The sequence below is a fragment of the Alginatibacterium sediminis genome, from assembly GCF_003610775.1.
In the GTDB taxonomy this organism is placed as follows: Bacteria; Pseudomonadota; Gammaproteobacteria; order Enterobacterales; family Celerinatantimonadaceae; genus Alginatibacterium; species Alginatibacterium sediminis.
In genome coordinates, this window is sequence record NZ_RAQO01000004.1 from 683,847 (window position 1) to 696,921 (window position 13,075).

Annotated in this window: 12 protein-coding genes; 10 read left to right on the forward strand and 2 right to left on the reverse strand. The window is 41.4% G+C overall.

Going from position 1 to position 13,075, the window contains the following annotated elements; genetic code table 11:
• Positions 1-41: 41 nt before the first annotated feature.
• From DBZ36_RS06150 to ttcA, 5 genes are all read left to right on the forward strand, one after another.
• Positions 42-857, forward strand: a complete 816-nt coding sequence (locus DBZ36_RS06150) for a phosphate ABC transporter substrate-binding protein (protein ID WP_120354034.1) — start codon at positions 42-44, stop codon at positions 855-857.
• Between the two features lie 153 nt (positions 858-1,010).
• Complete coding sequence (gene pstC, locus DBZ36_RS06155; RefSeq protein WP_120354478.1) at positions 1,011-1,868, forward strand: phosphate ABC transporter permease subunit PstC; 858 nt, start codon at positions 1,011-1,013, stop codon at positions 1,866-1,868.
• The gene (gene pstA, locus DBZ36_RS06160; RefSeq protein WP_120354035.1) at positions 1,865-2,707 is read left to right on the forward strand and encodes a phosphate ABC transporter permease PstA; all 843 of its coding nucleotides are present in this window, start codon (positions 1,865-1,867) and stop codon (positions 2,705-2,707) included. The genes pstC and pstA overlap by 4 nt, the downstream gene beginning before the upstream one ends.
• A 10-nt stretch (positions 2,708-2,717) precedes the next feature.
• Positions 2,718-3,467, forward strand: a complete 750-nt coding sequence (gene pstB, locus DBZ36_RS06165; protein ID WP_120354036.1) for a phosphate ABC transporter ATP-binding protein PstB — start codon at positions 2,718-2,720, stop codon at positions 3,465-3,467.
• Positions 3,468-3,536: 69 nt separating this feature from the next.
• Positions 3,537-4,445 (forward strand): tRNA 2-thiocytidine(32) synthetase TtcA, encoded by a 909-nt coding sequence (gene ttcA, locus DBZ36_RS06170; protein WP_120354037.1) that lies wholly within the window; start codon positions 3,537-3,539, stop codon positions 4,443-4,445.
• A 17-nt stretch (positions 4,446-4,462) separates the two neighbouring features.
• Here the strand turns inward: ttcA and cobB are convergent, their stop codons facing one another.
• A complete protein-coding gene (gene cobB, locus DBZ36_RS06175; RefSeq protein ID WP_120354038.1) occupies positions 4,463-5,197 on the reverse strand; it encodes a Sir2 family NAD+-dependent deacetylase in 735 nt (244 codons plus the stop codon).
• Positions 5,198-5,686: 489 nt separating this feature from the next.
• Here cobB and DBZ36_RS06180 point away from each other — a divergent pair, with 489 nt between their 5' ends.
• The 5 genes from DBZ36_RS06180 to DBZ36_RS06200 all read left to right on the forward strand — a co-directional run bounded on the left by DBZ36_RS06180 (position 5,687) and on the right by DBZ36_RS06200 (position 10,757).
• On the forward strand, positions 5,687-6,712 hold the full coding sequence (locus tag DBZ36_RS06180; RefSeq protein WP_120354039.1) for an amino acid ABC transporter substrate-binding protein: 1,026 nt from the start codon (positions 5,687-5,689) through the stop codon (positions 6,710-6,712).
• A 73-nt stretch (positions 6,713-6,785) separates the two neighbouring features.
• Entirely contained in the window at positions 6,786-7,979 is a 1,194-nt protein-coding gene (locus DBZ36_RS06185) for an amino acid ABC transporter permease (RefSeq protein ID WP_120354040.1), read from the forward strand.
• 1 nt (position 7,980) lies between these two features.
• Positions 7,981-9,072, forward strand: a complete 1,092-nt coding sequence (locus tag DBZ36_RS06190) for an amino acid ABC transporter permease (RefSeq protein ID WP_120354041.1) — start codon at positions 7,981-7,983, stop codon at positions 9,070-9,072.
• Between the two features lie 17 nt (positions 9,073-9,089).
• Complete coding sequence (locus DBZ36_RS06195; RefSeq protein WP_120354042.1) at positions 9,090-9,857, forward strand: amino acid ABC transporter ATP-binding protein; 768 nt, start codon at positions 9,090-9,092, stop codon at positions 9,855-9,857.
• Positions 9,858-10,199: 342 nt separating this feature from the next.
• On the forward strand, positions 10,200-10,757 hold the full coding sequence (locus DBZ36_RS06200) for a hypothetical protein (RefSeq protein WP_120354043.1): 558 nt from the start codon (positions 10,200-10,202) through the stop codon (positions 10,755-10,757).
• A 158-nt stretch (positions 10,758-10,915) separates the two neighbouring features.
• On the opposite strand, the gene DBZ36_RS06205 is transcribed toward DBZ36_RS06200, so the two are convergent.
• Positions 10,916-12,997 (reverse strand): DUF4962 domain-containing protein, encoded by a 2,082-nt coding sequence (locus tag DBZ36_RS06205; protein ID WP_120354044.1) that lies wholly within the window; start codon positions 12,995-12,997, stop codon positions 10,916-10,918.
• Positions 12,998-13,075: the final 78 nt, after the last annotated feature.

Consider the following 13,075-nt stretch of genomic DNA (forward strand, 5'->3'; position numbering starts at 1 on the left):
GGATTCAAATTCAGCCTATACATTTAATTGAGTGAACTATTGTGAATAATAAAATATTTTCGTCTATCAGTGCCCTATCTCTCTTACTTTCAAGCGCAGCCATTGCCGGCAATACTGTCACCGTATCGGGATCGACTTCAGTAACTGGATTGATGGAAGTTTTAGCAGAAACCTACCAGTTACAACAGAACGATTATATCGAAGTCCAAGGAACAGGCTCTGGAGCGGGTATACGAGCTGCTAAAGAAGGCACTAGCATGATTGGTATGTCTTCACGCCCTGTTGCAACAGATGAACTGGGTAAGGACGTTCAACAGTTCGTTATGGCTTTAGACGGAATTGCAGTCGCAGTTAATAATCAAAACCCGATAAAAAACCTTAGTATCGAACAAGTCAAAGCGATCTATACCGGCGATATTAATAATTGGAGCCAAGTTGGCGGTGATGACCAAGCCATTGTTGCTGTCACACGAGAAGTTGGCTCAGGCACCCGTGGCGCCTTTGAGGATATTATGGGTTTAACACGTAAAATTAATGACATTACAGTAACCGCAATTTCTGCACGCGCTCAAGTACAAAGCGGTAACGGATCAATTAAAACCTTAGTTGCAAATAATAGTGCTGCCATAGGGTTTATATCCCTAGGTAGTGTTGACGAGTCACTAGCGGCGCTTCAAATCGAAGGTGTAGACGCTACCAAGGCTAATATTCAAACCGGAGATTATGGCATCGCAAGACCATTCGTATTAATGGCAGCCAATTCACCAGAACCCGAAGCCCAACAGTTCATCGACTACATCATGAGTAGCGAAGGTCAACAAGTGATCGCAGACCACGGCTATATAGAAGTTAAATAGATTTATTTCCCTATTATGCTAATCGAACAACAGTGCTTGTTGTTCGCTCTATTTCTATAAAACAAAGTTTGAGTTATGACGGATATCATTGACACGCAACTTGCTAATTTATCGAATAAAAAAGAATTAAGCCAAGAGTTAAAACGTCGCGCTATGCGCACTGATTATCTAGGGACTTTTTTTAAGTACTTGTTTTTTCTTAGTGCTTTTATTGGGGTTTTGTCAGTTGCTACGATAGGTTACTTTCTTTTCTATGAAGGTATTCCGGCTATTAAACACGCCGGTTTAATAGAATTCTTGAGTGGTCGAGAGTGGCTACCACCTGCACTTTATGGCATCGCGTCAATGATCGTTGCCTCACTTGTTTCTAGTTTAGGCGCTGTAATAATCGGTGTGCCAATTGCAATACTTTGCGCTGTTTTCCTTGCGGAAATTGCACCAAAGTGGTTGGCAAATCTGGTTCGTCCGGCTATCGAACTGCTAGCGGGTATACCGTCTGTTGTATACGGTTTCTTCGGCTTGGTAATTATTGTTCCAGCGATTCAAACCCTCTTTAATATACCAGCTGGCTCCACATTACTAGCGGCAATCATCGTATTGAGCGTAATGATACTCCCGACTGTTATTACCATTGCTGAAACGTCAATTCGCGCTGTGCCTTCTACCTATAAGGAAGGCGCTTTAGCCCTAGGAGCATCCCAGGTTTACACCATTTTCAAAGTTATTCTACCAGCAGCACGCTCTGGTATTTTAGCAGGAATTGTTTTAGGGGTTGCTCGGGCCGTTGGCGAAACTATGGCAATAATTATGGTAATGGGTAATGCGCCAGCGATGCCAAATTCTTTATTGGAATCGGCTCGCTCATTAACCGCAAATATTGCTTTAGAAATGTCTTACGCTACCGGCATGCACGCTAGTTCTTTGTATGCAACTGGTATCGTACTTCTAATATTCGTTATGTTGCTAAACGCATGTCTTCTTTACCTTAACCGCCAACGAGCGTACTCATGAACCAAGCTATCAAAGACAAATTTGCCTTAACGGCAATCTGGACCTGTGCCTTGATCACCATACTATTTTTGGTATGGATGCTCTGGCATATTCTAAGCAATGGTTTGTCATATGTGAGTTGGGAATTTGTGACAAGTTCATACTCAGCAATCGGCAAAGCTTCAGGTATATGGTCAATGATTGTATCGACCATTTATATGGTTGTACTGTCAATTTCTATCGCTGCCCCACTAGGAATTATGACTGCATTATTCCTAACTGAATATGCAAAACCCAGTAGCAATTCAGTCAAAGTAATCCGATTTTGTACCGAATCTTTAGCAGGTATTCCATCTATTATCTATGGTTTGTTTGGGATGACATTTTTTGTTGTCACACTAGGGCTTGGCTTTTCAATTCTGTCAGGAGCCCTGACGCTTTCTATTCTGATTTTACCAGTCATCATACGCACAACAGAAGAAGCTTTATTAGCAGTTCCCCAAGCCTATCGAGAAGCGGCTTACGGCTTAGGCGCGAGCAAAATTTATACCATTTGGAGAGTGATCCTGCCTAGCGCGATGCCGGGAATAATCACGGCTGTTATTCTTAGCACCGGCAGAATTATAGGTGAATCCGCGCCAGTGTTTCTTACTGCTGGCATGGTTACGCGTATCCCTGAATCGGTTTTTGATTCGGGCAGAACGTTAACAGTACATCTGTACAAATTGACTCAAGAGCTGTTCACAATTCATGAATGGAATCAAGCTTACGCCACAGCGACTGTTCTAATTATGCTAGTCCTAGCCATTAATGTGATCACTAAGATCATTGGCAAGCAACTAAACAAAGCGAATTATTAAGAGATTGTTTATGAACAAATTTAATGTAAGAGATCTAGATTTATACTACGGCGATACCCACGCGCTCAAAAACATAAACATGTTGATTCCAGAACGCAAAGTTACTGCGCTTATAGGCCCATCAGGTTGCGGAAAATCAACCTTGCTTAGAACACTAAATCGCATGAACGATCTGATAGAGAATGTACACATCAGCGGTCATGTTGAGTTAGAGGGTGTAGACATATATCAATCTCGTGACATATCAGACTTACGCATGAAGGTTGGAATGGTCTTTCAAAAACCAAATCCATTTCCGATGAGCATTTTTGAAAATGTTGCGTTTGGCCTAAAAGCCCAAGGTATAAACGATAAGCAACTAATTAAAGACACCGTAGAAAACGCGCTTCGCAGTGCAGCATTATGGGACGAAGTGTCAGATAGACTAAACAGCCATGCATTTGGTCTAAGTGGCGGCCAGCAACAGCGCCTATGTATTGCTCGAGCCATAGCCATACAACCTGACGTTATACTTATGGATGAACCGACCAGTGCGCTAGACCCTATTGCAACCCATCGCATTGAACAACTAATGGAAGAATTAAGAAAAGAGTACACGATAGTCATCGTGACTCATTCAATGAATCAAGCGAAGCGTATTTCAGACAAAACAGCAGTGTTTTGGATGGGGGAGTTGGTTGAACACGCAGATACACAAGAGATTTTCAATAACCCGCAAGACCGTCGCACTAAAGCTTATGTAAACGGAGAATTTGGTTAAGCTCAAAGTCGTTTGCGCTGTTAGCTTCGAGGTCGTATAATCCGCCGGTTTTTATCCAGAGATTAAATCATGAGTTCAGCAGCGCAAGCCAAAATCAAACATAAGCAAAACAAGCTGTCCAAACGCTTGCACCGCCTGACAGGGCAAGCAATAGCTGACTACAATATGATTGAAGATGGTGACAAAATAATGGTCTGCTTATCGGGCGGGAAAGATAGTTATGCCATGCTTACAATCTTGCTCAATCTAAAAGCACGCGCTCCAATAAACTTCGACATTATTGCCGTGAACTTAGATCAAAAGCAACCTGGTTTTCCTGAACAAATTTTACCTGAATATTTAAAGTCTATCGGGGTTGAATACAGAATAATTGAAGAAGATACATATTCAATTGTACGCGACAAAATTCCAGAAGGTAAAACTACATGCTCGCTGTGTTCACGTTTACGCCGAGGCATTCTTTACCGTGTGGCAAAAGAGCTTGGTGCTAGCAAAATTGCGCTGGGCCATCATCGCGACGACATGCTTGAAACCTTATTCTTAAATATGTTTTTTGGCGGTAAACTCAAATCTATGCCGCCAAAATTAATGAGTGACAACGGCGAACACATGGTAATTAGGCCACTGGCTTATTGCAAAGAAGCGGATTTAATCCAATTTGGAGAAGACCAACACTACCCTATTATCCCTTGCAACCTTTGTGGATCACAAGAAAATCTACAGCGCCAAGCAGTTAAGGCTATGTTATTGGATTGGGATACACGCTTCCCTGGTCGTATAGAAACGATGTTTAGCGCGGTTCAAAACGTAGTTCCCTCTCACTTGCTTGATCATCAGCTCTTCGATTTTAAAAATCTTAGCACCAACGATAAAGTTATTGACGGCGGTGACATAGGTTTTGATGCCCCAGAGATCAGCCAACCATTAGTTAAGGAAACAACTCAAGGGCTAGGAGTGCAGATCGTCGAATTAAATTAAAAGTATAAAGCTTGTAATTAATTGGTCTCTAACTGAACCCCAAATTCTGCTTCAAAAAATTCCGGCACTACCTGTGTTGCTGCGCCGTACGCATGCTCATTAAACTCGTGTTGATGCTCGCTAGGTTCTAAATTAAGCTCTACCGTTCTAGCTCCTTGGCTAGCGGCTTCATGAACAAAACCTCCTGCCGGATAAACATGACAAGAGGTGCCGATGGCTACGAACATATCGGCTTGCAACAACTGGTGATAAATTCGGTCAAGGCCCAGAGGCATTTCGCCAAACCAAACCACATGTGGCCTTAATGGATTAGGGATTTGGCAACACGTACACAAATGTTGGTTGGCTAAGTCTTGTTTCCATACTAATGTTTGTCCGCTTTGGGGACAGCGAGCACGAAGTAGTTCTCCATGCATATGCAATACTTGTTTACTACCCGCGCGCTCATGTAAGTTATCAATGTTCTGGGTAACCAAGAATAATTCAACATTTGGGTTTTGTTCAAGCTGAGCAATTGCAATATGGGCTGCGTTGGGCTTTACATCTTGCTCTTGTATTTGAGCCCGACGCAAACTGTAAAAACGTTGTACTAAATCTGGATCGCGTAAATAACCTTCAGGAGTAGCCACGTCTTCAACGCTATGTTTTTCCCATAAACCATTACTATCGCGAAATGTTTCGATACCAGATTCGGCTGAAATTCCAGCACCAGTCAAAATAACAACACGTTTTTTATCGTTTTTTATCGCCATAATCGCACAACTCTGCCCAATAAAACCCTAAAGAAATTAAGTCTTAAAATAACAAAGATACAACACTTTGTAAGCTACTACTTTAGTTTGAATGTGATGTGTAAATTTATAGCAATGGCGCACCATAATGGTGCGTATTTAAACAAAAGTTTTAAGTGGTCTATTAATCGAGCTTTTTAATTTATTATTATGTGACACATTGCACCAAAATAGTGAGCAACCGCACATTACCTACAAATAGTTAAATATCTTTGTGTTTATCTCTACTGTTAATGACTTGTGAACAACCTCGCACTTTGACCTAAAATAGTCTATTTATCGGACAAAAAATCTATTAATTCAGCTCAGTTAGAGCAATTGCTGTTGTTACGTTTATGTTGACAGCACAAAGAATGATGTTTATTTTGGACTTAACTGAAGCAAAAAGTGATCGTTTTGACTTCAGTAATATAAAACAACATAGCGTGACTAATAACAGGGATGATAATAATGTTGAAAAAGACCCACCTTAGTGCAGCAATAGCCGCCGTTTCATTGGTGTTAACAACTTTCGGAGCTCAAGCCGAAGGTGATACTCTTTCTTCAGTAAAGAGTAAAGGTTTCTTACAGTGCGGTGTTAGTACTGGTTTACCTGGCTTCTCTAACCCAGATGCAGAAGGTAATTGGCAAGGACTAGACGTTGACGTATGTCGCGCTGTAGCTGCCGCAGTATTAGGCGACGCAACAAAAGTAAAATATACTCCGCTTACAGCTAAAGAACGTTTCACTGCACTTCAATCAGGTGAAATTGATGTTCTCTCTCGTAACACAACTTGGACGCTAACGCGTGACGCTTCTCTAGGTTTGAACTTTGCTGGTGTTAACTACTATGACGGTCAAGGTTTCATGGTAAGCAAAGAGCTAGGTGTTTCAAGTGCGAAAGAACTTGATGGTGCAGCAGTATGTATCCAATCGGGTACAACTACTGAACTTAACCTAGCTGACTACTTCCGCGAAAATGGCATGGAATACACGCCTATCGTATTCGATACCTCTGACCAAACAGTTAAAGGTTTTGAAGCGGGTCGTTGTGATGTACTCACCTCAGATCAGAGCCAACTTTATGCACTACGCATAAAACTTGCAGATCCAGGTTCAGCAATGGTTCTTCCAGAAGTAATTTCTAAAGAACCACTAGGTCCAGTTGTTCGTCAAGGTGATGATGCTTGGTTTAATATCGTTAAGTGGTCACTTAACGCTATGCTAAATGCTGAAGAACTTGGTCTTACTTCTGCAAACGTAGATGAAATGGCTAAAGGTACTAACCCTAACATCCGTCGTCTAGTTGGTCTTGAAGGACCAAAAGAAGCATTAGGTTTAGAACCAACTTGGGCATATAACATTGTTAAGCAAGTTGGTAGCTACGCTGAGTCTTTCGAGCGCAACGTAGGTACAGGTTCTCCACTAGCAATTGATCGTGGTATCAATGCATTGTGGAACCAAGGCGGCTTCATGTACGCGCCACCAATTCGTTAATTAATATCCAACGATTTTAGAGCAGGCTTCGGCCTGCTCTATTTTGTGGTTTTGTTATATCGTCGGAGCTTATATGTCATCACTCCCCCCCGGTTCCAACAGTGGCTTGTCACTGCGTAAACTTTGGTTCGACCCGAACGTTCGTTCACTTGTGTTTCAACTTATTGCAGTTCTCGCCGTCGTCGGTTTTTTCTATTACATCATTAATAACGCGCTGTTTAATCTTGAACAACGCGGGATTACCACCGGATTTGCGTTTTTAGATAACAGCGCTGGTTTTGGTATTATTCAATCGTTAATTGAATACGATGAAAGCTACAGCTTTGGTAGGACGTTTTTCGTCGGTCTACTAAATACCATTTTGATTTCAGCCTTAGGCGTGTTTTTTGCGACTATTCTAGGGTTTATTGTTGGGGTTGCTCGTTTATCTGACAACTGGTTAGTGGCAAAAATTGCGACATTTTATATTGAAATATTTCGTAACATCCCCTTGTTACTTCAAATCTTTTTTTGGTATTTTGCTGTACTTAGAACGCTACCAAGCCCTAAACAAAGTTTGCAAATAGGTGAAGCAGCATTTCTGAATGTCCGTGGACTTTACTTGCCTAAAACCATATTGGAAGCGGGTTCAGGTATTGTAGTTTTTGCGTTTTTTGCTTGTTTGATCGCAACGGTATTTATTTTCTTTTGGTCTAAACGCCGCCAAATGCTAACCGGTAAACAGTTCCCTACTTTTCTGTTTAATGCCGCGTTGATGATAACCGTTCCAGGTATCGTCTTTCTATTAGCAGGGTCACCCGTTCATTTAGAGTATCCCGAACTTAAAGGCTTCAATTTCAAAGGCGGGCTTACAGTAATTCCTGAGCTAGCAGCCTTGCTAATTGCGTTAACTGTGTACACCGCTTCATTTATTGCAGAAATTGTTCGCTCTGGAATTGTAGCTGTAAACAAAGGTCAATCAGAAGCGTCTATAAGCTTGGGTCTGTCCAAAACCCAAACGCTTAAGTTAGTGGTAATTCCGCAGGCAATGCGCGTAATTATTCCGCCTTTGACCAGTCAATACCTAAACCTAACCAAAAACTCATCGCTTGCAACTGCGATTGGGTATCCAGATTTGGTTTCTGTGTTTATGGGAACAACACTCAATCAAACCGGGCAGGCAATCGAGGTTATCGCAATGACCATGGGGGTTTATCTTACGATCAGTATTTCAACATCGATCGTGATGAACATTTATAACCGTAAAATGTCTTTGGTGGAGCGCTAATATGACTGTTCATGAATTCAAACCCGATTTAGCTCCACCAACGAGCGCTAGAGGCGTTGTTGGGTGGTTAAAGTACAACCTATTTAATGGACCAGTAAACTCAATATTTACCCTGTTACTGATTTATTTGGTCATTCCACCTTTGCTTAGTGCTTTCCAGTGGATTTTTATTGACGCTGATTTTATTGGTGATTCACGCGATGCATGTACCAGCGATGGTGCTTGTTGGGTGTTCATTTCAAGCCGTTTCGAACAGCTTATCTATGGTTTTTACCCATCTGAAGAACGCTGGCGAGTAAATATTGTTTTTGTTAGTTTTGCGCTGATTATCGCCGGTCTCATCTGGCCTAAAACACCGCAGAAAACTAAACTCGCGATATTTTCCTTGGTCATTTATCCAATCATTGTATTTTACTTATTGATTGGTGATTCGTTTGGTTTAGCTAAAGTTGACACCCACCAATGGGGCGGGCTGATGCTAACCTTAACCCTAGCGGTTGTCGGTATTGTGGCAGCACTTCCATTCGGTATCTTGTTAGCACTGGGTCGACGCTCAGATATGCCGATCATTCGCAGTTTTTCAACCATTTATATCGAATTCTGGCGAGCAGTTCCGCTAATTACGGTCTTGTTCATGGCGTCGGTAATGCTGCCTTTGTTTGTTGGTTCTGAAGTCGATTTTGACAAACTTATGCGAGCGCTGATTGGTATTATTATGTTCCAGTCGGCTTATATGGCGGAAGTTATCCGTGGTGGTTTGCAGGCAATACCAAAAGGTCAGTACGAAGCCGGTGAAGCACTAGGTCTGAATTACTGGCAGTCGACGGGTTTGATCATCTTACCCCAAGCGTTAAAAATTACGATTCCATCGATTGTTAACACCTTTATTGCCTTGTTTAAGGATACCAGTCTGGTTTTAATTATCGGGCTATTTGACTTACTTGCAATTGGACAATCGGCGTTAGCAGACCCAGCATGGTTAGGTTTCTCAACCGAGATGTACGTTTTCGTTGCTTTTGTATTCTGGGTATTTTGTTTTGGTATGTCCCGTTATTCGGTCTACCTTGAGAACAAACTCCATACTGGACATTAAGATTAAAGGATTAAACTATGACTAACTCAGCTGCTAGCGAGACCAAGCCTGAAGTTGTAATTGAACTCAAGCAGATGAACAAATGGTATGGCGACTTTCATGTTCTTAAAGAACTGAACTTAACGGTTACCAAAGGCGAAAAAATTGTTGTATGTGGGCCATCGGGCTCTGGTAAATCAACCATGATTCGTTGCATTAATAGATTGGAAGAGCACCAAGCTGGCCAAATTATTGTCAGTGGCACAGAACTCACCGAAGATTTAAAAGCGATAAATGAAGTTCGAAGCCATGTTGGGATGTGTTTCCAACATTTTAACTTGTTTCCTCATTTAACGGTTTTACAAAACTGCTGCTTGGCGCCAATCTGGGTTAAGAAAATACCTCAAGCAGAAGCTGAAAAAATCGCGATGAAGTTCTTGGAGCGGGTTAAGATTCCTGAGCAAGCAGACAAATATCCAGGTCAGCTTTCTGGTGGTCAACAGCAACGCGTAGCGATTGCTAGAAGCCTATGTATGAACCCAGAAATTATGTTATTTGATGAACCCACATCTGCACTTGATCCTGAAATGGTACGTGAAGTGTTAGATGTTATGGTCGAACTCGCTGAAGAAGGAATGACGATGATATGCGTAACCCATGAAATGGGCTTCGCAAAGCAAGTCGCTGACCGTGTGATATTTATGGATCGCGGCGAAATAATCGAAGAAAATGTACCTACAGAATTTTTCGATAATCCTCAGTCAGACCGAACCAAGTTGTTCTTAAGCCAAATTTTGAATCACTAGGCAAAAATAGTTTCAATATAGGGCGCTTTGCGCCCTTTTTTTGGATGCCAGATTACACGCGAAGCAATTGTGTTTGTATTGAGCTAGTTCGCTTTCCCCGTTACTGCCCTGCCCTTATGTACCTTTAGACAATTTTCATGCTTGGATAAACCCTAACTCGTCTAAAGTGATGGCTATAGCTAGCCTCTCCACTGAAGCATGTGAATCTTCGTTCTTGGCAAGCTAGCCAAACGATAAATGTTTAATTCTCACTATGCTCTCAATGTCAAAGTCATCAGCCTTAAAAGAGACTAGAATTAAACCATAGTATTAATTCGTTTAACTTGAAAGAGACTAGTATTGATGACTGAACAAAAAGATTCTCTGAACGAAACAGAACTAAACCTGATCGAACTTAACTTACAATCTAGAAGACATAAAACCCAGATGAAATATGTCTATTATGCTGGCGCCGTATTGTGCGTTATCGGCGTCGCATTTGCAGGGTACAGTTTAAATAGCATCTCGAAACTTAAGAATGATTTGGAAGCGGTTGCTCTAAAGGCCGATAGTCCAGAAATGCAAATTAATGAAAGTACATCACTTAGTCTACAATCTTTAACTAGCGCAACTAAAACTGCAAAACAAGAGTTAGCCTTGTACCTAAAAGATTTAAAAACCAAACAAGGACGACACACCTTTAAATATACGCAAGTTGAACTACCTTTAAGCGGTGTTGATATGTGGAGTAAAAACGTCAAAGTTTGTACCAAAGATATCTTAAGCGCTAGTTGTTGGGCTAAAAATAACAAGCAAGTTGAAATACATGAAACCCTTAATGGCGGTTGGCTAAAAACATTTAGCACCTCAGAAAATGAGTCTTACAATGTGTGCGCGGTTGTGTGTTTGGACGACTATTAAAGGATTTTGTTTCTTTTGAGTACCGCTCAAAAAAAACTGCGAACCTTATTTGGGCTCGCAGTTCTTATAGACCTTGATTGTCGTTACCTGTATCCCTTAGCCACTACCTAAAAGCAGTGTCGGAAAAAGTGCACCGACTTTTACAGCGATCTCTAGTTTTACAAAGCAATGATAACCTGTTCACCATCAATCATTAGCTCTAGTTCATTATCGCTAAGCTTATAAGTCACGTCAGTTTTCGGCTGACCTACTTTGCTTGGAACCAATAGGGTCAAAATGTTGTGTTGTTTTTTAGCTTTAAACTTCGCTTCAACATGGCGGTGAATATCTAAGTCTTTAAACTCAGCTGGATCAACCTCTCCAAAACCTTCAACATTTTCGATTGAGAGTAAATCGGCTTTACAGTCATTGATAAACGACACATCTAACAAGCCATTGTCTCCAATAATCTGGAAGGAATCGTTAGCCGTTTGGGTTTTAAACGTTGTGTGAAGCAACCAAGTTAAATCTTGCTCTGTTTTCAAGGTTGCTGTGTCTCGCATTACAAAGACTTTTCCCTTGGCAAACCAGATTTTACGTTTATACGACTCTAACTCAGGATTATGGAACTGATATGACGTTGACGCGTCACCTTCAACGAAAAGCACTTCAGACTCAGTATCGTAGTCACTAATTTTACCGCCAGCTTCGATACAATAGCGATCTTGGTGCTCACCTTCGAACTTAGTCGTGGTGTTCTCCGCATACTGACCTTTTCCATTAAACAAAGGCAAGTTTTTAGAGAAGGTTCTACGGCGCCACTTAATATGCATATCAACGCCAAAACCACCATAATATCCAGTAATTGCGGCTAAGGTATCGCCAAAAGCATGTAATGTGTAGGCATTTTGATCACCATGCGAATGGCTAATTGAACCAAATGGACTGCATTTGTATACCATGTGTACATGATCTTCACGCTTTGTCATATTGCTATGGAAAGCTGCCCAACCGGTTATTGGGAATACTTTTAACTGTGGCTTGTCAGAAGGGACAACTTCTGGCATATCGTTCCAGAGATAGTCAAAACGTAGGTCATCATAGCCGAAATCCCACCAACCAAAGTTGTAAAACTTGGTATGCGCTTCAGTATCGCGCGCTTTAAGCTGGTTGTAATACCAAATATATTCTGGCTTGTTGTTAACGCCTGCAAAATGTTTGATATTGTAAGCTAGTTTTAAGCCAGGGTAATCACCAATACTAGATTGGTCACAGAAGCTGGCGCGCTTCGAATGTACAGGCATACAGTACATAATGAAGTCACCGGTATTCTTGTAGAATTCTTTATTGAACATATTGATTGAGGTGTAGCTTTTAAGCAGATCAAAAGACTCACCCAAGAATGCCATTTGGGTGTTCCAATAGTCTGGGCCTTCAGCCCATGCACCGTCTTTACCACCCCATGGAGGATAATGAACAGCATAGTATTCAATACCATACTCAATATATTCACGAGCCTTTGGATACTCGTTGTATAAGGCTATACACGTTGGTATAACCGCGGAACTAATACTGCGGACTCCATGGCTATTAAGCGGATTAGCCAACAGATCAACGGTCACCTTTAAGTGATGCATGATTTCTTCTAAACGAACAATCAGCGCTTGTTTTACGGTTTCGCGCTCGGCATCGGTAAAGTAAGCATGAAGCCAATCATAACCCCAAGCCATAGCTGCAATAACACGAAATGCTGCTTCATCATTATAGCCACGCGAAGTGACACCTTCAGGATCATATGACGCAAGTTCTAAGGTCCAAGCCTTAGCCTTTGCTATTATGGTTTCATCTTCTAATATGACACCAGCGATGGATAAGTTACGCGTTGCATTAAAAGCTTCTTGGCAACTGACATACATTTGACGCCAATAAGGGCGCCATAATGAGGCTTTTCCAACAGTTTCTTCAGGGTAAGCCTGAGGCTCTGCATAGGGTGCAACATCAAGAAACTTATTGGTCGAATTTGCCATGAATGCGTCGAACTTACAGTAACTTTTGTCTTGACTAAGCTTTGTTCTAAAGGCGGCGAGATCTTTGTTTTGTACTAACAGTCGTGGATGTTCAATGCTTAAGTTATCTAGAAAAGACAGATCAATTTCAGTTTTCTGAACCTTGATAGGCATGCAATCTACAAGATTTCCTGCGGATTTATCGTTTTCCAATTTAATCGCTTTAATCGCGTCAAAAGACTTATCTGTAGCCATTTAATACCCCAAAATAGTAGTTGTAAATTTGAGCTTTGTTTTAGCTTCCCAAGAACATGGGGGCTAAACAATAAATTT